Below are 22,636 nucleotides of genomic sequence, written 5' to 3'. Positions count from 1 at the left end.
CACCGGCCGAGCTCGCCTCCCCCGTGAGCTCACTGCACCGGCTTCACCGGCCGAGCTCGCCTCCCCCGTGAGCTCTCTGCACCGGCCGACGTTCCATCACCGCCCGGGGCCTTATCACCGGCGGACGGGAGGGGGTTGAGGTGTCGTTCGACTCCTTGACCCCCTCCTCGGGCATACTGTATTCAATATTCTGTCGACGATACCCGAACGTTCGGTTCCCTCACGTCGCACCGCGGCGTGACCGCCGTAAGGAGCCCGTCGTGGCCCGTAACCGCCAGCGCAACCGACAGCAGAAGCAGTACCCCCGGCTGACCCACCCCCTGGTGCGGGACTCGGTCAGCGGTGAACTCCGCCGCGCCTCCTGGGACGAGGCGCTCAGCCGGGCCACCGCCGGGTTCCGGGCCGTGACGGCGGCCCACGGGCCCGACGCGTTCGGCATGTTCTCCTGCGCCCGCGCCACCAACGAGATGAACTACGTGGCCCAGAAGTTCGCCCGGGTGGTGATGGGCACCAACAACGTCGACTCCTGCAACCGCACCTGCCACGCGCCCAGCGTCGCGGGGCTGTCCGCCGTCTTCGGCTCCGGCGGCGGCACGTCGTCGTACGCGGAGGTCGAGGACACCGATCTCATCGTGATGTGGGGCTCCAACGCCCGCTTCGCGCACCCGATCTTCTTCCAGCACGTCCTCAGGGGCATCCGCAACGGCGCCCGGATGTACGCCGTCGATCCGCGCCGCACCTCGACCGCAGAATGGGCCGAGAGCTGGCTGGGGCTCAACGTCGGCACCGACATCCCGCTGGCCCACGCCGTGGGCCGCGAGATCATCCACGCGGGGCTCGCCAACCGCTCCTTCATCGAGCGCGCCACCAGTGGCTTCGAGGAGTACGCGGCCCATGTGGAGCCCTGGACGCTGAGCGTCGCGGAGAAGGTCACGGGCGTCCCCGCGGACGCCATCCGCGATCTCGCGCACGCCTACGCCACCGCCGAGCGCGCCCAGCTGTGCTGGACGCTCGGCATCACCGAGCACCACAACGGCACCGACAACGTCCGGGCGCTGATCAATCTGTCCCTGCTGACCGGCCATGTCGGCCGGTACGGCTGCGGACTGCAGCCGCTGCGCGGCCAGAACAACGTCCAGGGCGGCGGCGACATGGGCGCCATCCCCAACCGGCTGCCCGGCTTCCAGGACATCCTGGACCCGCCCACCCGGTCCAAGTTCGAGCGCGCCTGGGACGTGGTCATCCAGCCGCGCTACGGGCTGAACCTCACCGAGATGTTCGAGGCCATGGAGGCCGGCGAACTGCGCGCCGTCTACTGCATCGGCGAGAACCCGGCCCAGTCCGAGGCCGACACCGAACAGGCCGTCCGGCGGCTGGAGTCGCTGGAACACCTGGTGGTCCAGGACATCTTCCTCACCAGGACCGCCGAGCTGGCCGATGTGGTGCTCCCGGCGACCGCCGGCTGGTGCGAGACGGAGGGCACCACCACCAACAGCGAGCGCCGCGTCCAGCGGGTGCGCAAGGCCGTGGAGCCGCCGGGCGAGGCGCGCGAGGACATCGACATCATCTGCGAGCTGGCGCGGCGGCTCGGCCACGACTGGAAGTTCGAGGGCGCGGAGGAGGTCTGGAACGAGCTGCGCGCCGTCTCCCCGGACCACTTCGGCATGACCTACGAGCGGCTGGAGGAGCACCAGGGCATCCAGTGGCCCTGCCCCAGCACCGACCGCCTCGAGCCCACCTACCTGCACGGCCGGCTGTGGGAGAACGATCCGGCGCGGCGCGGCGACCTCGCCCCCTTCGGCCCCGTGAAGCACGATCCGCCGGTCGATCTGACCGATGACGCCTATCCGATCCGGCTCACCACCGGACGGCGCCTGGACTCGTACAACACCGGGGTGCAGAGCGGGGGTTTCGCCTCTCCGCTGCGGCGCGGCGAGTACATCGAGCTGTGCCCGGAGGACGCGGCCCGCTACCGGGTGGAGACCGAGGAGCGGGTGCGGGTCACCTCGCGGCGCGGCTCCGTGGTGGCGCCGGTGTGGATCGATCCCGGGCTGCGGCCGGGGCTCGCCTTCATGACCATGCACTTCCCCGACGAGGTGGACACCAACTCCCTGACGATCGAGGCGAACTGCCCCATCGCGGGGACGGCGGAGTTCAAGGCGTCGGCCATAAGGATCGAGAAGATTCCCGTGACCGCCGTAAGGAGCTGACCGTGGATCTGCGCTTCGGTGCCGGCAAGCCCACGGACGAGGAGCGGGCGGCGGTCGACGCCCTGCTCGGCCCGCCCGAATCCGCCTGGGAGGGCGCGGACGACCGCAATGACACGGATCTGCGCTGGGCGCGCGGCGGCCGCGAGGCACGTGAGCGGCGCGAGCTGCTGCTGCCGGGGCTGCATGCCCTCAACGACCGGGTGGGCTGGATCAGCGAGGGCGGCCTGGACTATCTGTGCCGCCGGCTGACGGTCCCTCCGGCGGAGGGCTACGGGGTCGCGACCTTCTACGCGATGTTCGCGGTGAAACCCCGTCCGGCGACCGTCGTCCACGTCTGCACGGATCTGGCGTGCGCGGCCCGGGGCTCCGCGCGGGTGTGCACGGAGCTCGAACGGGACCTGGGCCCGGCGGGCTCGGCCGGATCCGGAGCCGTCTGGCAGCCCAGTCCCTGTCTGGGCCTGTGCGAACGCGCCCCGGCGGTCCTGGCGATCCGCGCGGGGGAGGCCCCGCAGGCCGCGGTCGTCGCCCCCGCCACGGCCGAGGCGGTGGCCGACGCGGCGTCGGCGCCGCACGACGCGCCGGCCGAACCCCCGGCGGCCGTCGCGGTCCCCCAGACCGGCGCCGACGGCCTGGTGCTGCTGCGCCGGGTCGGGGTGGTGGACCCGGGGTCGCTCGACGACTACCGCACCCACGGCGGATACGCCGCGCTGCGGCGCGCGTTCACGCTCGGGCCCGCCGGGGTGATCCGGGAAGTGACCGAGGCGGGGCTGGTCGGGCGGGGCGGGGCCGCGTTCCCGACCGGGCGGAAGTGGTCGGCCACCGCCCAGCAGCCCGACCATCCGCACTATCTGGTCTGCAACGCCGACGAGAGCGAACCGGGCACCTTCAAGGACCGGGTCCTGATGGAGGGCGATCCGTACGCCCTGATCGAGGCCATGACCATCGCGGGCTATGCGACCGGGGCCCACCGCGGCTATCTGTATCTGCGCGGCGAGTACCCCCGTGCGCTGCGCCGGCTGCGCACCGCCATCGACCGGGCCCGGGCCCGCGGCTTCCTCGGCGAGGACGTCATGGGGCAGGGGTTCGCGTTCGACATCGAGATCCGGCGCGGCGCGGGCGCGTACATCTGCGGTGAGGAGACCGCCATCTTCAACTCGATCGAGGGGCGGCGCGGTGAACCGCGCAGCAAACCGCCGTTCCCGGTCGAGAAGGGGCTGTTCGGCAAGCCGACCGCGGTCAACAACGTGGAGACGCTGGTCAATGTGTTGCCGATTCTGATCGAGGGTGCGCAGGCGTATGCGCGCACCGGCACCGGCACCTCCACCGGCACCAAGCTGTTCTGCGTCTCCGGCACGGTCGCCCGGCCCGGCGTCTACGAGCTGCCGTTCGGGGCGACGCTGGGCGAGCTGTTGGAGCTCGCGGGGCCGCCCGAGACCCTGCGCGCGGTGCTGCTCGGCGGCGCGGCGGGCGGCTTCGTACGCCCCGACGAGCTGGACGTCCCACTGACCTTCGAGGGCACGCGCGCCGCGGGCACCACCCTCGGCTCGGGAGTGGTGCTGGTCCTGGACGACAGCGTCGACCTGCCCCGCGTCCTGCTGCGCATCGCGGAGTTCTTCCGCGACGAGTCCTGCGGCCAGTGCGTCCCCTGCCGGGTGGGCACCGTACGGCAGGAGGAGGCGCTGCACCGGATCAAGGACCTTACGGGCGCCGCCGCGGCCGGGGACATCGCGCTGCTGCGCGAGGTCGGCCAGGCCATGCGGGACGCCTCGATCTGCGGTCTGGGCCAGACCGCCTGGAACGCCGTGGAGTCCGCCATCGACCGCCTGGGAGCCTTCAAGTGACCGCGATACCGCTGCGACCCCCGCGCCGTCTGGTCGACCTCACCCTGGACGGCGAGCCGGTCCGCGCCCCGGAGGACAGCACCCTGCTGGACGCGTGCCGCGCCGCGGGCAAGGACGTCCCGACCCTGTGCCAGGGCGACACGCTCACCCCGAAGAACGCCTGCCGGGTGTGCGTGGTGGAGGTGGAGGGCGCCCGCACCCTCGCCCCGGCCTGTTCCCGCCGGGTGGAGCAGGGCATGGAGGTGCGCACGGACACCGAGCGCGCCCGGCACAGCCGTAAGGTCGTCCTGGAGCTGCTGGCCTCCTCGACCGATCTGTCGACGACCCCGCGCGCGGCCGAGTGGATCGAGGAGTACGGAGCCGAGCCGGACCGCTTCGGCGCGGACGCCGCCCGGGTGGACGAGGAGCCGAAGGTCGACAACGACCTGTACGTCCGCGACTACGACAAATGCATCCTCTGCTACAAGTGCGTGGACGCCTGCGGCGACCAGTGGCAGAACACCTTCGCGATCGCGGTCGCGGGCCGCGGCTTCGACGCCCGGATCTCCACCGAGCACGACGCGCCCCTCACCGACTCCGCGTGCGTCTACTGCGGCAACTGCATCGAGGTGTGCCCGACCGGCGCGCTGAGCTTCAAGACGGAGTTCGACATGCGGGCGGCCGGGGCGTGGGACGAGTCGGCGCAGACGGAGACGACGACGGTATGCGCCTACTGTGGTGTGGGGTGCAACCTCACCCTCCATGTGCAGGACAATGAGATCGTGAAGGTCACCTCGCCGCACGACAATCCCGTCACCCATGGGAACCTGTGCATCAAGGGCCGTTTCGGGTACCAGCACGTACAGAACCACGCACAGAACCGGGACTGATCGACATGGGACGGGTCACCGAGCGACGCCGCGTCATCCGCATCCGGGACGGGGCGGTCAGCACCCGGCCGGACACCCTGGTGGCGGAGGAGCCGCTGGAGATCCGGCTTAACGGCAAACCACTGGCGATCACCATGCGCACACCGGGCGACGACTTCGCCCTCGCCGCCGGATTCCTGGTGAGCGAGGGCGTCCTCGGGCGCGCGGACGAGCTGGCGAACATCGTCTACTGCGCGGGCGCCACCGAGGACGGCTCCAACACCTACAACGTGGTGGATGTGACGCTCGCACCGGGCGTGCCGGTCCCGGACATCACCCTGGAGCGCAACGTCTATACGACGTCCTCCTGCGGGCTGTGCGGCAAGGCCAGCCTGGACGCGGTGCGGACGACCGCGCGCTGGCCGCTCGCGGATGGCCTCGGCGACGGAGCGGACGGCGGGAGCTCTCCCGTCCGGATCGAGCCGGAGACGCTCTCCGTGCTCCCCGACCGGCTCCGCGCGGCACAGCGCGTCTTCGACCGGACCGGCGGGCTGCACGCGGCGGGGCTGTTCACCCCGGACGGTGAGCTGCTGGACCTGCGGGAGGACGTGGGCCGGCACAACGCGGTGGACAAGCTGGTGGGGCGGGCGCTCCAGCAGGGTCTGCTGCCGCTGTCGGGGTCGGTGCTGATGGTTTCGGGCCGCGCCTCCTTCGAGCTGGCGCAGAAGGCGGTGATGGCGGGGATCCCGGTGCTGGCGGCGGTGTCGGCGCCCTCCTCGCTGGCGGTGGATCTGGCGGCGGAGACGGGGCTGACCCTGGTCGGCTTCCTCCGCGGCACCTCGATGAACGTGTACGCGGGCGAGCGGCGACTCGCTCTGCGGACAGCGGTCGGCGGGACCTGAGAAGCGGTCCGCCCGCTGCACGGGTTGGCGGGCCGGCCGGCGAGGAGCGCCCCCTGCGTCGGCCGGCCCCTACCGGGGTCTCGCGCATGCGTCACCGGGTCCCGTACGCGCGTTCCAGATCCGGGCCTTCACTCGAAAGTGTTCTTGACCGCTCGTTCTGTTTAGGTGCTATGGTTGGGTCATGGCCAGAACGAAGGAATTCGACCCGGAGGCCGCCCTGCAGTCGGCTCTCGAGCTGTTCTGGCAGCGCGGCTATGAAGCGACCTCGATGGCGGACCTCGTCGACTATCTCGGCATCGGCCGCGCCAGCATCTACGCGACCTTCGGCAGCAAGCACGAGCTGTACCTGAAGGCCATGGACCGCTATGCGGAGACGCGCGACCCGTCCCTGCTGACCGAGCTGTCCCAGCCGGGTCCGGCGCTGCCCGCGGTGCGGGCGGTGGTGCGCCGCTTCGCCGAGGAGGCCGCCTCTCCGGAGAAGCGGCTGGCCGGCTGCCTGGTGACCAACACGGCGGCCGAGCTGGCCCCGCATGACCCGGCGGCCGCCCGCCGGGTGGAGCTGAGCTGGGACCACGTGGAGACCCCGTTGTGCTCCGCACTGATACGAGCCCAGGCCCAGGGGGAGCTCCCCGAGGACCGCGACCCCCGTGCGCTGGCGCGGATGCTGTTCGTGCTGATGCAGGGGCTGCGGGTGGTCGGCAAGGCGTCGGACGACCCGGCCCGGGTGCGGGACGCCGCGGAGCAGGCGCTGGCGCTGCTCGATTGACCTCCATGGCCTGACGCTTCCGACCCGACCTCTCCGACCCGACCTCTCCGACCCGACCTCGGCGGCCCGACGCACCTGCCGGGCCCGCCCGGCCCGGGCCGCACCACATCACGATCAGGATCACGATCACGGGAATGAGACAGAGCCCATTCGCATGCCCGCATATTAAAACGATCGGTCTAATATTGGGGGACAGATGACCGTCACCGACACCTCGCGCGGCACCGGCGCCGCCGCCACCAGTACGACGCACCATCGCCACGCCTTCGCCCTGCTCGGCTCCGTCCAGATCACCCTGATCTTCACCCTCGCGGCGATCGCCGTGCCGCTGCCCGAGATCGGCCGCGCCTTCGGCCTGGAGCGGGCCGATCTGATCCTGCTCAGCGCCGCCTATGGGCTCACCTTCGCCGGGCTGCTGCTCTTCGGCGCGCGCCTCTCCGACCGCTACGGCGGGCGGCGCGCCCTCACCGCCGGGCTCATCGTCTTCGCCGCCGCCTCGGCCGCGGCCCCGTTCTCCCCCGGCATCGGGACACTGCTCATGGCCCGGTTCGCCCAGGGCGCGGGGGCGGCCCTGATCGCACCCGCCGCCATGGCCGTGCTGCGCGCCGTCTTCCCCACCCCCACGGCCTATGGCAGGGCGATGGCCACCTGGGGCGGGCTCTCGGTACTCGGCGCGACCGCGGGCAATCTGGTCTCCGGCGTCATAGCCGAATTGCTGTCCTGGCGGTGGAGCTTCGCCGTGCCCCTTGCGGTGGCCGCGGCCGCCCTCGCCCTCGCGCCCCGGCTGCTGCCGGACACCGCGCCGAGCCGGGGCCGGACGCTCGATCTGCCGGGTGCGCTGCTGGCCACGGCCGGTATCACGCTGGCCAGTTACGGGCTCGTGGTCACCGACGCCCTGCCCTGGTCGTCGGCCGGGGTGCTGGTGCCCCTGCTCATCGGGGCCGCGCTGCTCGTCGCGTTCTGGTACGCCGAGCGCCGGGCCGGCGATCCGCTGCTGCCGCCCCGCTTCCTGCTGAACCGGCGGCGGGCCCTCGCCCTCGCGGCCATCGCGCTCAGCGCCTGCGCGACCGCGATGACCTTTGTGACCCTCTCGCTCCATCTCCAGCAGGACCGTGACTGGTCACCATTGGCGACCTCGGCCGCCTTTGTGCCGTTCGCCATCGCCCTGCTCGCCTCGGGGCGGGCGGCCGGGCCGCTGATAGCCCGCTTCGGCCCGCGCGTCGTCACCGCCGCCGGGCTGGCCACGGCCGCGGCCGGGCTGGTCCTGCTCGCCCTCACCGGGCTCGACCCGCACGCCCCGTACGCCTCCGCGCTGTTGCCGGGGCTGGTGCTGCTGCCGGCCGGCGCCGCCGCCTCCTTCGCCGGGGCCGCCGTGCTCACCACCCACGGGGTGCCGCCCGAGCGGACCGGGCTCGCGGGCGGGGTGCTGAACACGGCGATGGAGCTCGGCCCGACCGTGGTCTTCGCCATCGTGCTCACCTTCGGCAGCGATGCCGTCTCCCTCGCCGCGACGGGGGCCGTGCTCGCCCTCGCCGCCGCCTTGAACCTCCGCGTCCAGCGGACCCGTCCATCCCGTCCCTCCTCGCTTCCTCAAGGAGCCATGCAGTGAACCGCTTCACCGGAAAGACCGCCCTCGTCACCGGAGCGGGCACCGGCCTCGGCCGTGCCATCGCGCTCGCCTTCGCCGCCGAAGGCGCCTCCGTGGTGGCCGCCGGGCGCACCGCGGCCACCCTGGCCGAGACGGTCCGCCTGATCGAGGCCGCCGATGGCCGGGCCGCCGCCGTGCCCGCCGATGTCACCGACTCAGGGCAGCTGCGGGAGCTGGTGCACCAGGCCGTCACCCGCTTCGGCGGACTGGACATCGCCGTCAACAACGCCGGGATCATGCGTGGCCAGGGGCCCCTCGGAGAGGTCAGCGAGGAGGACTGGGAGGCGGTGCTGCGCACCAATGTCACCGGTGTCTGGCTGGCGATGAAGCACCAGATCGCGCATATGAAGGACCACGGCGGCGGGGCGATCGTCAATGTCTCCTCCAACCTCGGCGCCCACCTCCGCGTCCCGGGCCTCGGCGCGTACAGCACCTCCAAGGCGGCGGTCGCCACACTGACCCGGGCCGCCGCGCTCGACCACGTCCACCAGGGAATCCGGATCAACGCGGTCAGCCCCGGCGCCTCCGACGCCCCCATGTCCCTGCGGCCCGGTGAGACCGAGGCCGACCGCGCCGAGCGGATGAAGTCCGAGAATCCGCTGGGCCGGATAGCGGAGGCGGGGGAGATCGCGGCGGCCGTGCTCTACCTCGCCTCTCCGGCGGCGGGCTCCATGATCGGCACGGATCTGGTGGTGGACAGCGGCTCGTCGGCCTGACCCGCCACGAGCGCCTGACCGGCCCCGAGCGATCGATAGGCCCCGAGCGATCGACCAGTCCCGAGCGCCCGACCCGGCCGGAGCAGCCCGGCCATGGAGCTCCGGCCGCGGGGGCTCCTGTCAGGGGCTCCGGCCATGGGGCAGCCCCCACTCTTACGCGGGGGCTTGCCGCATGGCCGGGGCGCCGCCGCACCCGGAGGCTGGTGCGACATGAACGCACCCACGAAGCGCCCTCGTTTACGCCTCGCCGCGGCCGCCGCCGTCACCGCCGCCCTCCTCGGTGGTGCGGCCGCGGTCCCGGCCGCCGCCACCCCCTCTGCACCCGGAGCCCGCACAGCACCCCAAGCGCCCGTAGCGACCGGCTCCGACTCCCCCGACCACCGGCTCACCGAGGACGAGCTGCGCCGCGAGGTCGCCCGGACCCTCGAAGACGCGGGTTTCATCGGCCTCACCGTGGAGGTGCGCGACGGCCACCGCCGGATCCACGCCCGCACGGGCGAGGCGGAGCTGAACACCGGCCGTCCCGTGCCGTACGGGGCGCACTACCGGGCCGCGAGCGTCACCAAGTCCTTCGTGGCCACGGTCGTCCTCCAACTGGTCGCCGAGGGGCGGCTCTCGCTGAGCGATCCGGTGGACAAGTGGCTGCCGGGTGTGGTGAGCGGCAACGGCAACAACGGCCGCCGGATCACCGTCAGGAATCTGCTCCAGCACACCAGCGGCATCCACAACTACGACTACAGCGATGACACCGGCGACACAGCGGCGGACTTCGATCGGACCCGGTTCGACCATGTCTCCCCCGAGCAGGTGGTCGCCGGGGCGATGAAGCACCGGCCCGACTTCCCGCCCGCCCCGGCCGATGACCCAAAGCCCGACTGGAACTACTCCAACCCCGGCTATGTCCTCGCCGGAATGATCATCCAGAAGGTCACCGGACGCGTATGGCCGGAGGAGGTCCGCGAGCGCATCATCCGCCCGCTGGGCCTGACCGGCACCTATGAGCCCGGGGACGATCCACGGCTGAAGGCCCCGTACGCGCATACGTACCAGCGCTTCCCGGGCTCCGGCAGCTGGACGGACACGACACTCCGGAACGTCTCCTGGGGTGGTGCGGCCGGTTCGCTCATCAGCACCGACCGCGATCTGGACCGGTTCTTCAGCGCGCTGCTGGGCGGCCGCCTGCTGCCCCCGGCGCAGCTGGCCGAGATGCGCCGGACCGTCCCCGTCGGACCGGCCTTCGAGGTGGCCTTCCCGCATGCCCAGTACGGGCTCGGGATGATGCGGCAGCCGCTGAGCTGCGGCGGCTACCGCTGGGGCCACGGCGGCGACCTCGAAGGCGCCACGGTGCGGACCGGCTTCACCGAGGGCGGGCGGCGCTCGGTGACCATCAGTTCCAGCGGCAAGACCGACGACGACAAGCAGTTGCTCCGGGCCGAGGCGGCCCTGCAGAGCCTCACCGATCGCGTCCTGTGCGATGGCGTGCGCCCGAAGCCGTAAACTCTGACATCCGTTGGAGTGTTTCGGGGCGTGAAGAGAGTTCCGGGCGTGAGAGCGTGAGGAGGAGGGCCCATGCGGATCGGCGAGCTGTCCCGCCGTACCGGGGTGAGCGAACGGCTGCTGCGCTACTACGAACAGCAGGGCCTCCTCCAGCCCGAGCGGCTGCCCAGCGGCTATCGCGCATACCGCGCGTCCGATGTGGCGGTGGTGCGGCGCATCCGCGCACTGCTGGCGGCCGGGCTCTCGACGGCGACCATCTCCCAGGTCCTGCCCTGCCTCCGGGACGACGACGGTGAGCACCTCGTGCCCACCTGCCCGGATCTGCTGGGCGAACTGCGGGCGGAGCGGGAGCGGATGACCGCGGCCATCGAGGAGCTCGAGCTGTCCCGGTCGCTGCTGGACAGGGTCATCACGGCGGGCCAGTCGGCCGTGAGCTGACCGAAGAGGGGGGCGACCGGGGGCCGTGGGGCGGCCGGGGAGCGGGGCGCGGCCCGGAGCAGTGGACGGCCGGGAGGCGGGGCGCGGCCGGGGGCGGGCGCCGCCCCCTCACGCCCCGCCTCGCCTCAACTGGCCCAGTGTCACGAGGATATGACGCACGGTCCTTGTCCCGGACGACCGCAGGACGAGACACTTTCTGCCGCAGTCATGTGTGAGACATGGGATGTCTTGATGTCCTGACGGTGTGATGCCTCCTGGCGTGATGCCCGACGGCCTTGACGTCCAGATGCCGATGCCTCCATGAGGCAGTCTGAAGGGCAGGCCGTGACCATGGCGTCAGTTCTCCGCACACGTCCCCGCACCAGACCACCCCACCCCCGTGCCAGACCATGGCGGCGCCGCGCCTCCGTGCTCCTCACCGCCGCGGCGCTGGCCCTGATTCCGCTTCCGGTACGGGCCGCGGACACGGATTCCTCCGCGTCCGCGGCCCGCGCCGACTCCGGCTTCGAACAGCAGGTCCTCTTCAAGTCCGCCCAGGAACAGGGCTACTCGTGCTTCCGGATCCCGGCGATCGTCAAAGCCAAGGACGGCTCCCTGCTCGCCTTCGCCGAGGGCCGGGTCGACAACTGCGGCGACGCCGGGGACATCGATCTGGTCCTCAAGCGCTCCACCGACGGCGGCCGCACCTGGGGCCCGCTCCAGGTGATCAACGAGGGCGGCGGTGACACCCACGGCAACCCCGCGCCCATCGTGGACCTGCGCACCGGCCGCATCGTGCTCGCCAGCACCTACAACACCGGCCGCGACGACTCCCAGAGCTGCGACGTCCCCTGTGACCGCTCCCCGCATCTGCAGTACAGCGACGACAACGGCGCCACCTGGTCGGCCCCGCGCGATCTGAGCTCCTCGCTGATGCCGCCCCAGTGGAACTCCTGGTACGCCACCGGCCCCGTCCACGGCATCCAGCTCCAGCACGGCCGGCACAAGGGACGGCTGATCTTCACCCTCAACACCGAGAGCTACAGCGACGGCCGCATCACCGACAACCATGCCGCGCTCGCCTACAGCGACGACGGCGGCAACCGCTGGCGCATCGGCGCGATGGACACCTACCCGCTCGCGGCGGACGGCACCTTCCGTCAGAAGCCGTCCGAGATGACGTTGGTGGAGCGCGCCGACGGATCGGTCTACGTCAGCGGGCGGGAGCAGGACGGCACCGATCTCGGCCACCGCGACTACGCCATCAGCCGGGACGGCGGCCAGAGCTTCGCCGGGCCCTTCCGCACCATCCCCGATCTGCCCACCCCCAGGTGCAGGGGTCGATCCTGCGGCTGCGCGATCCGGCCCGCGACGGCCACAGCCGGTTGCTCTTCTCGGCCCCCGCCGACCCCGACCGCCGCCGCACCATGATGGTCCGCTCCTCCTGGGACGAGGCCCGCACCTGGGACGGTGTCGAGCGCGGCAAGGTCGTCACCACCGACTGGTCGGGCTACTCCGACATGGTCGCGATCTCCGGCGACACGGTGGGGCTGCTGTACGAGGGCGGTGCGGTGGACGCCCGTGACGAGATCCGCTTCGCCCGCTTCACCGAGGACTGGCTGGGCCCCCGTCAGGCGCCCGCCCCCACCACCGACGACCGCGCGCCCGGCGCCCGGTCCGCGACCGTGCTCGGCGGCGCGGCGGCGCGCGGCGACGGCCGGTTCGGCGGCGGGCTGTCCTTCGACGGCACGGACGACGCGGTACGTGTCCCGTACCGGACCGCACTGCCGCTGGGCACCCGCGACTTCACCGTGAGCCTGTGGTTCCGCTACTCGGCCGCCTCCGGGCAGCATCCATTCCTGTGGATGGGCGGGATCGGCACCAAACAGCCGCAGGTGTGGCTGCGCGGTGAGCCCGGGAGCAACCGGATCCGGGCGCTGATGACGACGGTCAACGGCTTCTCCACCTTCACCAGCGCCTCGGTGTCCACCGACGCCGCGTACAACGACGGGCAGTGGCATCACCTCGCCCTGACCCGCAGCGGCGGACGGCTCTCCCTCACCGTGGACGGTGGCACCGCCGTCACCGCCCCCGACGCCCCGGGCACCGTGAGCCGCACCGCGCCCTTCGGCCTCCACCTCGGCCAGGCCGTGGACGGCCGCTCCCATATGACCGGCGACCTCGATGAGTTCCGTCTGTACGGCCGCGCGCTGACCGACACCGAACTGCGGCGAGTCCGCGAGTTCAACGCCCCGCTCGACGACCACCACTCCGGCGCCCTCGTCCGCCTCCCCCTGGACCGCGTGCGGTCATCTCACGACTAGCGGCCATCCACGATCAGACACCCGACTAGACCACGCAGAACTCATTGCCCTCCGGGTCCTGGAGCACGATCGCGTAATACTCCATCCCCGGCTCGTCCATGATCCGCTGCACCGTGGCTCCGGCGGCCTTCAGCCGGTCCACGGTCGCGGTGACCCGCTCGGTGCGGACCGCCAGGGGCACATCACGCCCGCCGCCCACCTTCAGATCCAGATGCAGCCGGTTCTTGGTGACCTTCGACTCCGGAACCTGCTGGAACCACACCCTCGGCCCCTGCCCCTCCGGATCCACGATGGACTCCGGGGTCTCCCCTACCCCGGAGGGCAGCTCCTCCGCGGGCACGCCCATGTCCGCCCAGTACTCCCGCCAGGTGGCATGGCCGCCGGGCGGGGGCTCGGGCACATAGCCCAGGGCCTCGGACCAGAAGGCCACCATCCGGCGTGGCTCGGCACAGTCGATGGTCAGCTGCAGCGTCAGCGTCGTCATGTCCGAAGCGTCCCAGAGGGGTCTGACAACACCCTCCCGAAGGGATCTGAAAACGAGACCCGCCGCGGCTGCGTCCCGCTAGGGTGAGCGGCCGTGACCGAAGCCGACTTCCTTACCTCCACCCGGGCGTCCTACAACGCCATAGCCCTCGACTACGACAAGCAGTATCGCGACGAACTGGCGGCGCAGACGCTGGAGCGGGCGGTGTTCGCCGGGTTCGCCGAGCTGGTACGGAACGCCGGGGGCGGACCGGTGGCCGATGTGGGCAGCGGACCGGGCCGGGTGACCGCGCACCTCCATGAGCTGGGGCTGTCCGTGTACGGGATCGACCTGTCGCCGGCGATGGTGGAGTTGGCCCGCCGGGAGCATCCCGGGCTGCGGTTCGAGGAGGGGTCGATGCTGTCCCTGGACATCGCGGACGGCACCCTCGCCGGCGTGGTGGCCTGGTACTCGACGATCCACATCCCGCAGGAGCGGCTGCCGGATGTGTTCGCCGAGTTCCACCGGGTGCTGGCGCCCGGTGGATACGCGCTGGTGGGCTTCCAGGTGGGCGATGAGCCGAAGGTCTACACGGAGGCGTTCGGCCATGAGGTGTCTCTGAGCTTCCGCCGGTGGCAGCCGGACCGGATCGCCGAGTTGCTGGCCGGGGCCGGACTGCCGGTCCGCGCCCGGACCTTCCGGGAACCGGAGCGCTGGGAACCCACCCCGCAGGCGTTCCTCATCGCCCGCAAGCCGCCGCTGCCGCTGCCGCCTGCCGACGACCAGACCGCCGGAGACCAGACCGCCGGAAACCAGACCCCGAAAGCCAGACCCCCGAAAGCTGACGTCAGACGCGGGTCAGCGCGGCGTCGTCCGCGCTGTCCGCGTTATCCGCGTTATCCGCGCTGACCGCGCTGTCCGTACGAGCCCGAGCGGCCCCCGCCCCCGTCTCGGCCCCCGTCACCGCCGCCTCCGGCGCCCGCGCCGCATAGCGGCGGGCCAGCACCGCGCAGACCATCAGCTGCATCTGGTGGAAGAGCATCAGCGGCAGTACCGCCAGGCTCGCCTGGGCGCCGAAGAGCACGCTCGCCATCGGCAGCCCGGCGGCCAGGCTCTTCTTCGACCCCGCGAACACGATGGTGATCCGGTCCTCGCGGACGAAGCCCAGCTTCCGTGAGCCGTACGAGGTGAGCGTGAGCATCACCGTGAGCAGGACCGCCTCGACGCCGAGGAGGATGGCCAGCCGGGCCGGGGTGACCTGGTGCCAGATGCCCCGGGTCATGCCCTCGCTGAACGCCGCGTAGACCACGAGCAGCACCGAGCCGCGGTCGACCAGGCGCAGCACCGCCCGGTGGCGGGAGATGAAGCCGCCGATCCAGCGGCGCAGGAGCTGACCGGCGAGGAAGGGGGCCAGCAGCTGGAGCCCGATCTTGACCATCGAGTCGGCCGAGAAGCCGCCGCCGCTGCCGCCCAGCAGCAGTGCGGCCAGCACAGGGGTGACGACCACACCGAGCAGGCTGGAGAAGGAGCCCGCGCAGATCGCGGCGGCGACGTTGCCCCGGGCGATCGAGGTGAAGGCGATGGAGGACTGGACCGTGGAGGGCACCAGGCACAGGAAGAGCAGCCCGGTGTAGAGGGGATGCGTCAGCACGTACGGCACCAGGCCGCGGGCGGCGAGGCCGAAGGCCGGGAAGATGACGAAGGTGCACACCAGCACGGTCAGGTGGAGCCGCCAGTGGCGCACTCCGTCCAGCGCCTCACGGGTGGAGAGCCGGGCGCCGTAGAGGAAGAAGAGGAAGGCGACCGCGACCGTGGTGGCCCCGTCGGTGACGGTGGCGGCCCGGCCGCTGACCGGGAGCAGCGCGGCGAGCGCCACGGTGCCGATGAGTCCGAGGATGAAGCTGTCCAACGGGAGCCAGGAGGGAAGGGCGATCTTGCGGAGGTGCGGGCGGTGCGGCATTCGTTCTCTTTCTCGCTCTTTCTCATCGGCGTGGACTGGCGTGGACTGGCATGGACCGGCATGGCCACGGACGGAGCCCCGTCCATAGTGCTCCTGATCAAGGCCATCGGGAATCCTGCATACCGCTCTGACTGCCATCGCGTTCCGTGATGGGCCTGTGGTCTCGGCATACAGTGGCTCCATGTACGACCCCGCCCAGCTCCGGACGTTTCTCGCGGTGTCCCAGACCCTCAGCTTCACCCAGGCCGCCGACCGCCTCGGGGTGCGCCAGTCCACCGTGAGCCAGCAGGTGCGCAAGCTGGAGGCGGCCGTGGGACGGCAGCTGTTCGCCCGCGACACCCACGGGGTGGAGCTGACCGAGGACGGCGAGGCGATGCTGGGGTTCGCCCGCTCGATCCTGGAGGCGAACGAGCGGGCGGCGAGCTGGTTCCGAGGCACCCGGCTGCGCGGCCGACTGCGCTTCGGCGCCTCGGAGGACTTCGTGGTGACCCGGCTGCCGGAGATCCTGGAGGGGTTCCGCCGCGATCACCCCGAGGTGGACCTGGAGCTCACCGTGGAGCTGTCGGGCACGCTGCATGAGCGGCTGGAGGCGGGCAAGCTGGATCTGGTGCTGGCCAAGCGGTCCGAGGAGAGGCCGGGCGGCCAGCTCGTGTGGCGGGACCGGCTGGTGTGGATCGGCGCCGAGCGGCTGCGGCTGGATCCGGACCGCCCGCTCCCCCTGATCGTCTTCCCGCCACCCGGGCTGACGCGGGCCCGCGCACTGGATGTGCTGGAGCGACACGGCAGGTCATGGCGGATCGTCTGCACCAGCGGCAGTCTCAACGGCCTGGTCGCGGCGGCGCGTGCCGGGCTCGGGGTGATGGCACACACCCATGGCCTGATTCCGCCCGGCCTCGCTCCGGTCCCCGAACGGGCCGGGCTGCCCGACCTCGGCCCGGTGGATTTCGTACTGTTGTACGGAAAGCGGCGGCAGGACGGCGCCTCGCACGCCGCGGCGGAGCGACTCGCCGCCGCGATCCTGGCGGGGCCTGTGCCACGATCGGAGAGATTTCGTGCAGAAGACCGTTACATATAAGCCACACACGCGGCGCATAGGACCAGACTCCACACAATCCGCCCTCGTCGGCGCCTGATTGACCCCCTTTCACCTTACTGGCGGCCCGGCATTCCGTGCGTTCCGGGCACAAAACACCTCTCCCGCATCGGGGCTGGATCGGGTACGGTCGCGGCGCTGTGCCCAGCGGCTTCAAGGAGCAGGTATTGCGCGAGTTCACCGTCCCCCCGATGGCGACGGCGCCCCAGGCCGGAGGACTGGCGGATGCCGTCTTCGACCATGCGGACACCGATCCCCACCGGGTGGCCCTGGCACGCAAGACGGCGGATGACCGCTGGCAGGACGTGACCGCGGGCCAGTTCCGGGACGAGGTGACGGCGCTCGCCAAGGGGCTGCTGGCCCAGGGCGTCCGGTTCGGCGACCGCGTCGCGATCATGTGCCCCACCCGCTACGAATGGACGCTCTTCGACTTCGCGCTGTGGACGCTGGGCGCCCAGAGCGTCCCGCTGTATCCGACCTCCTCCGCCGAGCAGGTCTGCTGGATGCTGCATGACGCCGGGGTCTCCGCCTGCGTCGTGGAGCATGAGGACCACGCGATGACGGTCGGCTCGGTGGTCGGCCGGCTGCCGCATCTGAGGCGGCTGTGGCAGCTCGACGCGGGGGCGCTGGAGGAGCTGCTGGCGGCCGGGGAGCCGGTCGAGGACGATCTGGTCGAGCGGCACCGGCTGGCCGTGACCCCCGAGCAGCCCGCGACCATCATCTACACCTCGGGCACCACCGGCCGCCCCAAGGGCTGCGTGATCACCCACGCCAATCTGATGGCCGAGTGCGACAACATCGTCGAGCGGTACGAGGAGGCCTTCCACTCCAAGCGCGGCGACGAGGCCGCCACCCTGCTCTTCCTCCCGCTCGCCCATGTCTTCGGCCGGATGGTCGAAGTCGCCTCCATCCGCGGCAAGGTCAAGCTCGGGCACCAGCCCCGGCTCTCGGCCGCCGCGCTGCTGCCCGATCTGAAGACCTTCCGGCCGACCTTCATCCTCGCGGTGCCGTACATCTTCGAGAAGGTGTTCGCGGCGGCGCGGCGCAAGGCCGAGGCGGAGGGCAAGGCCGGGGTGTTCGAGAAGGCCGTGGACGTGGCGGTGCGGTACGCGGAGGCGCTGGAGGCCAAGGCGTTCGGCACCGGGCCGGGTCCGGGCGCCGCGCTGCGCATGCAGCACCAGTTCTTCGAGAAGGCCGTGTACGGCAAGGTGCGCGCCGCGATGGGCGGCCGGGTCCGGCACGCGATGTCGGGCGGTTCCGGCATGGAACGGCGGCTCGGGCTGTTCTTCGCGGGCGCGGGCGTCACCATCTACGAGGGCTACGGCCTCACCGAGTCCACCGCCGCCGCCACCGCCAATCCGCCCGAGCAGACCCGGTTCGGCACGGTCGGCGTGCCGATCCCGGGCACCACGGTGCATCTCGCCGACGACGGCGAGGTGTGGGTGCGCGGCGGCCAGGTCTTCGAGGGCTATCTGGGCGACCCCAAGGCCACCGACGCGGTGCTGCGCGACGGCTGGCTCGCCACCGGCGACCTGGGCACGCTGGACGAAGACGGCTATCTCACCATCACCGGGCGGAAGAAGGAGATCCTGGTGACCTCCAGCGGCAAGTCCGTCTCCCCCGGGGGCCTGGAGGAGCGGGTGCGGGCCCATCCGCTGGTCGCCCAGTGCATCGTGGTCGGCAACGACCGCCCGTATATCGCGGCGCTGGTCACCCTGGACTCCGAGGCGGTGGCGCACTGGCTGACGATGCGCGGCAAGCCGGAGCTGCCGCCGGGCGAACTGGTCCGGGACCCCGATCTGGAGACCGAGATCCGGCGTGCGGTGGTGGCGGCGAACACCACCGTCTCCCAGGCGGAGTCGATTCGTACCTTCCGCATACTTGCCGCGCAGTTCTCCGAGGAGCATGGTCTGCTGACGCCGTCGCTGAAACTGAAGCGAAAGGCCATCGAACAGGCGTACGCCGTCGAGGTCGAGGCGCTGTACCACTCCTGAGCCGCGAAGGGGGCACGAAATGATCGATGTCATTCTCCCCGAACTTCCCGAACGTGAACTGTCCCTGTTGTCCGAGGAGACACCTCAGCCCGGCGGCCCGCGGCTGGCCGGGCGGGTGATCCTGGGCGGGCCGGTGGCCTTACCGGTGACGGCGGAACTCGTCGAACCGGATCCGGAGCTGCTGGACTTCCTGCGCACCGAGGCGGACAACGCCGTCTACCACCTGGTGCATCTGTCGGTGACCTGCGCCCGGGACGCGCCGGACCCCGCCCTGCACTCGGTCCATCTCGATGTCACGCTCACGGCCGAACCGGTGCGGCGGGGCACCACGGTCTTCCAGCCGGTGGCCTGGTCGATGACCCCGCGCCAGCTCACCGCGGAGGCGAAGGCCGCGGCACCGGCGCATGCGGCCCATCTCGGCCCGCGGCTGGGATTCCGGGAGGTTCTCCACACCGCGTACGGCGAGCGGGCCTTCCTGGAGGCGCGGCGGGAGCTGCGCTCCGACCCGGGCTGGGAGATCCGGCACACCTCGGCGGTGCGCATCGGCGGGACCTACCGGCTGGCGATGGTGGTGCGGGCACCGCGCGGGGCGGTGAGCCGGGCGGCGGTCGCGGTGGGCGCGACGGTGCGCGAGGGGCACACCCTGCACCGCTTCCGGCAGGAGCTCGAGGAACCGCTGCACCTCACCGCGCTTCAGTAATGACGAGGCGGGGACACGAGCGGTACGAGCACAGGCAAGGAGCGACGGAACGGTGGACGGTCAGGACGGGGACGGACATCCGGCGCTGACGACCGAGGAGATCCGGGAGTTGGCGCGGGTCTTCCCGCCCGGCCCGTCCGCCGTGGCGCTGCTGCGCAGGGCGGGCCTGACCGCCGAGCACATCCCGGCGGCCACCGGCACCACCGCCGGGGAGTTCTGGTCCGCGGTGGCCCGCGCGGTGGCCGCGGACCGGATCGCGGACGGCAGGCTGCGCGTCCTGGCCGCCGCCTGCGTCACCTATCCGCACAACGCGGTGTTCCGCGCCGCCTTACGGGAGCCGGGCGGTGGCGGTCTGCGGCGGGTGCTGGTGACCGGCGCCGCCCCGGGGTCCCAGGAGTTGGCCGCGGTCCAGCGGGCCGCCCGGGGCGTGCTGACGGTGGACCGGTGCCCCGCCGCGGCCGCCACCGATCTGCGGCGGATCCTCACCGTACGCCCGGATGTGCTGCATCTGGTCTGCCGCCGCGAGGGGCGCACGCTGGTCTTCGAGGACGGCGACGGCCAGGCACATCGCACCCCCGCCCCGCGCCTGGCCGAGCTGCTGACCGCCTACCGCCGGCTGATCGGCGCCCCGCTGCCCGGTGTGGTCCTCGGCTGCCCCGACGGCGCGCCTCTCGCCGCGCTCTTCGCCCGGGCGGCCGAGGTGGTGGTCGCCCATCGCGGACCGCTGGACGGCGCGGCGGCCTTCGCGGGCGGGCTCTACGGCCTCCTGGGCGAGGTGCCCACACTGGCCCAGGCGGCGCGACGGGCGGCGGAGCGCATCGGGCCGGACGGAGGCGGTGTGGTGGTCCTGCGCGGACGACCCTGGTGAACGGGTCCTGGCGGGAATGCCTGCCGCTTGTTGATCGTTGTACCTACGGAAGCATGCAATCCACATCCGACGTAAGGATCGACTGCCCGTGAGCAAGGTCCCGTTCATCACCCTCAACAACGGCGTCCGGATGCCGCAGCTCGGCTTCGGTGTCTGGCAGATCCCGGACGACGAGGCGCAGGTCGCGGTGCGCACCGCGCTGGACGCCGGGTACCGCAGCATCGACACCGCCGCGATATACGGCAACGAGGAGGGCACGGGGAAGGGGCTCGCCGCGTCGGGCATCGCACGCGACGAGCTGTTCGTCACCACCAAGCTCCAGAATGCCGACCAGGGCTACGACTCGACCCTCCGCGCCTTCGACGCCTCACTGACCAGGCTGGGCCTGGAGTATGTGGATCTCTACCTGATCCACTGGCCGCTGCCCGGGGTCGACAAGTACGTGGACACCTGGAAGGCGTTCGAGAAGATCTACTCCGAGGGCCGCGCCAAGGCCATCGGCCTGTCCAACTTCCACGCCGCCCACACCCAGCGGCTGCTCTCCGAGACCTCGATCACCCCGGTGATCGACCAGATCGAGCTGCACCCGCAGCTCCAGCAGGCGGAGCTGCGCGCCTTCAACGCCCGTCATGACATCGCCACCGAGGCGTGGTCCCCGCTCGGCCAGGGCAAGGGCCTGCTGGACGACCCGAAGCTGGCGGCGATCGCCCGGAAGCACGGGAAGTCCCCGGCCCAGGTGGTGCTGCGCTGGCATCTGGACCTCGGCAATGTGGTGATCCCCAAGTCCGTGACCCCGTCCCGGATCCAGGAGAACATCGACGTCTTCGACTTCCGGCTGGACTCCGAGGACCTGTCGGCGATCGACTCCCTGGAGACCGGCAACCGGCTGGGCTTCGACCCCGAGACCTTCAACGGCTGAGCCCCGGCGCTCCACCGTTCCACGCTCCGCCCCGTCGCGTCCCCCCGCGGCGGGGCGGACCCTTGTCCGCCCGCACCCCGTGTCCCCGCACCCCGTGTCGTGGCATATCCCGGGCGCATGGCCCCTCATCCGGGGCTCATGCGCCCACCGAGCGAGGCACCTCCCCGGCAATTACGCTTGGCGCCCAGATGGGCACGTAGCGTGACCATGTCCCGAGCCGAGGAGACCGAAGATGTCCCGCAGACGCCGTCACGGCCTTGAGCTGGCCGCCGGTTGCACCGTCGCGATAGCCGCCCTCTTCCTGGGGAGCGGCATACCCGCGGTGGCCGATCCCGGTGAACCCTCCCCCCGCCCCCGGAGGGAGGTGCCCCCCGAGATGCTGGCCTCGATGCAGCGCGATCTGGGCCTGACGGCCGATGAGGCGCGGATGCGGATATCCAACGAGTACCGGGCCGGGGCCACCGAACCGGGCCTGCGCAAGAGCCTGGGCGGCAGCTACGGCGGCGCATGGGTGACCGGCAACACCGCCGAACTCACCGTCGCCACCACCGACGAGGAGCAGAGCGGCACCATCACGGCCGGCGGCGCCAAGGCCGCGGTCGTCAAGCACAGTCTCAAGGCCCTCACCGACGCAAAGCAGGCCCTGGACCGCACCGCCTCGGAGCGCCCCCCGGCGGCCGATGTCGCCTCCGCCTGGTACGTCGACGTCAAGACCAACAGCGTCGTGGTGCAGTCGGCCAAGCCGAGCGAGGCGGCCGCCTTCGTCGCCACCAGCGGCGCGGACCGCGAGGTGGTACGGGTGGTGGAGTCGGCCGAGCGGCCGAGCCCGCTGTACGACCTGCGGGGCGGCGAGGCCTTCTACATCAACGACTCCGCCCGCTGCTCGATCGGCTTCCCGGTGACCCAGGGCGAGCGGAACGGCTTCGTCACCGCCGGCCACTGCGGCAGCCAGGGCGACACCACCACCGGTTTCAACCGGGTGGCCCAGGGCAGCTTCCAGGGCTCCAGCTTCCCCGGCCATGACTACGCCTGGGTGTCCACCAACGCCGACTGGGTTCCGCAGCCGTGGGTGATCGGCCCCGAGGGCACCAATGTCACCGTCACCGGCTCCCAGGAAGCGCCGGTGGGCTCGTCCGTCTGCCGCTCCGGCTCGACGACCGGCTGGCACTGCGGCACCATCCAGCAGCACGACACCAGCGTGCAGTACCCGCAGGGCACGATCAACGGGGTCACGCGCACCAACGTCTGCGCCGAACCGGGCGACTCCGGCGGCCCGTTCATCTCGGGCAGCGAGGGGCAGGGCGTCACCTCCGGCGGCTCCGGCAACTGCACCGTCGGCGGCACGACGTACTACCAGCCGGTGAACCCGATCCTGACGACCTACGGGCTCACCCTCACCACCGGCTGACGCCGGGGTGCCGAGGCCGTCGCGGTCGAGCGGACCGGCGGCGGCCTCGCGCGTGCGCCCAC

At 71.7% G+C, this 22,636-nt stretch carries 18 protein-coding genes and 1 pseudogene; 17 read left to right on the top strand and 2 right to left on the bottom strand.

What is annotated here, in order from left to right; genetic code table 11:
- Window positions 1-260 precede the first annotated feature (260 nt).
- The 10 genes and pseudogenes from BLV72_RS27995 to BLV72_RS27950 all read left to right on the top strand — a co-directional run bounded on the left by BLV72_RS27995 (window position 261) and on the right by BLV72_RS27950 (window position 13,169).
- Window positions 261-2,210 carry a molybdopterin oxidoreductase family protein gene (locus BLV72_RS27995; protein WP_093465676.1) on the top strand — a complete coding sequence of 650 codons (1,950 nt, stop codon included), beginning with the start codon at window positions 261-263 and terminating at the stop codon, window positions 2,208-2,210.
- A 2-nt stretch (window positions 2,211-2,212) separates the two neighbouring features.
- On the top strand, window positions 2,213-4,051 hold the full coding sequence (locus BLV72_RS27990) for an NAD(P)H-dependent oxidoreductase subunit E (protein ID WP_093465674.1): 1,839 nt from the start codon (window positions 2,213-2,215) through the stop codon (window positions 4,049-4,051).
- A complete protein-coding gene (locus tag BLV72_RS27985; protein ID WP_093465672.1) occupies window positions 4,048-4,920 on the top strand; it encodes a 2Fe-2S iron-sulfur cluster-binding protein in 873 nt (290 codons plus the stop codon). Before BLV72_RS27990 ends, BLV72_RS27985 begins: the two co-directional genes overlap by 4 nt.
- A 5-nt stretch (window positions 4,921-4,925) precedes the next feature.
- A complete protein-coding gene (gene fdhD, locus BLV72_RS27980; protein WP_093465670.1) occupies window positions 4,926-5,801 on the top strand; it encodes a formate dehydrogenase accessory sulfurtransferase FdhD in 876 nt (291 codons plus the stop codon).
- Window positions 5,802-5,982: 181 nt separating this feature from the next.
- Window positions 5,983-6,567, top strand: a complete 585-nt coding sequence (locus BLV72_RS27975) for a TetR/AcrR family transcriptional regulator (RefSeq protein ID WP_093465668.1) — start codon at window positions 5,983-5,985, stop codon at window positions 6,565-6,567.
- 196 nt (window positions 6,568-6,763) lie between these two features.
- Entirely contained in the window at window positions 6,764-8,176 is a 1,413-nt protein-coding gene (locus BLV72_RS27970) for an MFS transporter (protein WP_093465666.1), read from the top strand.
- On the top strand, window positions 8,173-8,931 hold the full coding sequence (locus BLV72_RS27965) for an SDR family NAD(P)-dependent oxidoreductase (RefSeq protein ID WP_093465664.1): 759 nt from the start codon (window positions 8,173-8,175) through the stop codon (window positions 8,929-8,931). The genes BLV72_RS27970 and BLV72_RS27965 overlap by 4 nt, the downstream gene beginning before the upstream one ends.
- Before the next feature lie 210 nt (window positions 8,932-9,141).
- The gene (locus BLV72_RS27960; protein WP_093465663.1) at window positions 9,142-10,428 is read left to right on the top strand and encodes a serine hydrolase domain-containing protein; all 1,287 of its coding nucleotides are present in this window, start codon (window positions 9,142-9,144) and stop codon (window positions 10,426-10,428) included.
- Between the two features lie 72 nt (window positions 10,429-10,500).
- Entirely contained in the window at window positions 10,501-10,866 is a 366-nt protein-coding gene (locus BLV72_RS27955) for a MerR family transcriptional regulator (protein WP_093465661.1), read from the top strand.
- A gap of 330 nt (window positions 10,867-11,196) precedes the next feature.
- A pseudogene (locus BLV72_RS27950) lies at window positions 11,197-13,169 on the top strand (exo-alpha-sialidase).
- Window positions 13,170-13,194: 25 nt separating this feature from the next.
- Here the strand turns inward: BLV72_RS27950 and BLV72_RS27945 are convergent.
- Window positions 13,195-13,653 carry a VOC family protein gene (locus BLV72_RS27945; RefSeq protein ID WP_093465660.1) on the bottom strand — a complete coding sequence of 153 codons (459 nt, stop codon included), beginning with the start codon at window positions 13,651-13,653 and terminating at the stop codon, window positions 13,195-13,197.
- Window positions 13,654-13,746: 93 nt separating this feature from the next.
- On the opposite strand from BLV72_RS27945, the gene BLV72_RS27940 reads away from it, so the two are divergent.
- Window positions 13,747-14,541 (top strand): class I SAM-dependent methyltransferase, encoded by a 795-nt coding sequence (locus BLV72_RS27940; protein WP_244321002.1) that lies wholly within the window; start codon window positions 13,747-13,749, stop codon window positions 14,539-14,541.
- Here BLV72_RS27940 and BLV72_RS27935 read toward each other — a convergent pair.
- The gene (locus BLV72_RS27935) at window positions 14,480-15,592 is read right to left on the bottom strand and encodes a bile acid:sodium symporter family protein (protein WP_244321000.1); all 1,113 of its coding nucleotides are present in this window, start codon (window positions 15,590-15,592) and stop codon (window positions 14,480-14,482) included. The two genes, BLV72_RS27940 and BLV72_RS27935, sit on opposite strands and share 62 nt — an antisense overlap.
- A gap of 181 nt (window positions 15,593-15,773) precedes the next feature.
- Between BLV72_RS27935 and BLV72_RS27930 the strand changes: the two genes are divergently transcribed.
- The 6 genes from BLV72_RS27930 (at window position 15,774) to BLV72_RS27905 (ending at window position 22,574) form a co-directional block, all read left to right on the top strand.
- Window positions 15,774-16,667 carry a LysR substrate-binding domain-containing protein gene (locus BLV72_RS27930; RefSeq protein ID WP_093465659.1) on the top strand — a complete coding sequence of 298 codons (894 nt, stop codon included), beginning with the start codon at window positions 15,774-15,776 and terminating at the stop codon, window positions 16,665-16,667.
- Window positions 16,668-16,852: 185 nt separating this feature from the next.
- Entirely contained in the window at window positions 16,853-18,679 is a 1,827-nt protein-coding gene (locus BLV72_RS27925; RefSeq protein WP_093465657.1) for an AMP-dependent synthetase/ligase, read from the top strand.
- A gap of 19 nt (window positions 18,680-18,698) precedes the next feature.
- Entirely contained in the window at window positions 18,699-19,379 is a 681-nt protein-coding gene (locus tag BLV72_RS27920) for a hypothetical protein (RefSeq protein WP_093465656.1), read from the top strand.
- Window positions 19,380-19,431: 52 nt separating this feature from the next.
- Window positions 19,432-20,247 carry an effector-associated domain EAD1-containing protein gene (locus tag BLV72_RS48060; RefSeq protein WP_093465654.1) on the top strand — a complete coding sequence of 272 codons (816 nt, stop codon included), beginning with the start codon at window positions 19,432-19,434 and terminating at the stop codon, window positions 20,245-20,247.
- An 88-nt stretch (window positions 20,248-20,335) separates the two neighbouring features.
- On the top strand, window positions 20,336-21,166 hold the full coding sequence (locus tag BLV72_RS27910) for an aldo/keto reductase (RefSeq protein WP_093465653.1): 831 nt from the start codon (window positions 20,336-20,338) through the stop codon (window positions 21,164-21,166).
- Window positions 21,167-21,398: 232 nt separating this feature from the next.
- Window positions 21,399-22,574 carry a S1 family peptidase gene (locus BLV72_RS27905; protein ID WP_093465652.1) on the top strand — a complete coding sequence of 392 codons (1,176 nt, stop codon included), beginning with the start codon at window positions 21,399-21,401 and terminating at the stop codon, window positions 22,572-22,574.
- The last annotated feature ends 62 nt before the right edge of the window (window positions 22,575-22,636 follow it).

It is taken from the genome of Streptomyces melanosporofaciens, assembly GCF_900105695.1.
Taxonomy (GTDB): Bacteria; Actinomycetota; Actinomycetes; order Streptomycetales; family Streptomycetaceae; genus Streptomyces; species Streptomyces antimycoticus.
The sequence above is the reverse complement of the archived record's forward strand: the minus strand, read 5'-3'. Positions and strand labels throughout refer to the sequence as shown.

What these genes read in the sequence shown, in the direction of transcription:
- BLV72_RS27970 (WP_093465666.1), top strand. Translation starts at nt 6,764, where the DNA reads ATGACCGTCACCGACACCTCGCGCGGCACCGGCGCCGCCGCCACCAGT.
- BLV72_RS27945 (WP_093465660.1), bottom strand. Translation starts at nt 13,653, where the DNA reads ATGACGACGCTGACGCTGCAGCTGACCATCGACTGTGCCGAGCCACGC.
- BLV72_RS27930 (WP_093465659.1), top strand. Translation starts at nt 15,774, where the DNA reads ATGTACGACCCCGCCCAGCTCCGGACGTTTCTCGCGGTGTCCCAGACC.
- BLV72_RS27955 (WP_093465661.1), top strand. Translation starts at nt 10,501, where the DNA reads ATGCGGATCGGCGAGCTGTCCCGCCGTACCGGGGTGAGCGAACGGCTG.
- BLV72_RS27905 (WP_093465652.1), top strand. Translation starts at nt 21,399, where the DNA reads ATGTCCCGCAGACGCCGTCACGGCCTTGAGCTGGCCGCCGGTTGCACC.
- BLV72_RS27920 (WP_093465656.1), top strand. Translation starts at nt 18,699, where the DNA reads ATGATCGATGTCATTCTCCCCGAACTTCCCGAACGTGAACTGTCCCTG.
- fdhD (WP_093465670.1), top strand. Translation starts at nt 4,926, where the DNA reads ATGGGACGGGTCACCGAGCGACGCCGCGTCATCCGCATCCGGGACGGG.
- BLV72_RS27960 (WP_093465663.1), top strand. Translation starts at nt 9,142, where the DNA reads ATGAACGCACCCACGAAGCGCCCTCGTTTACGCCTCGCCGCGGCCGCC.
- BLV72_RS27975 (WP_093465668.1), top strand. Translation starts at nt 5,983, where the DNA reads ATGGCCAGAACGAAGGAATTCGACCCGGAGGCCGCCCTGCAGTCGGCT.
- BLV72_RS27935 (WP_244321000.1), bottom strand. Translation starts at nt 15,592, where the DNA reads ATGCCGCACCGCCCGCACCTCCGCAAGATCGCCCTTCCCTCCTGGCTC.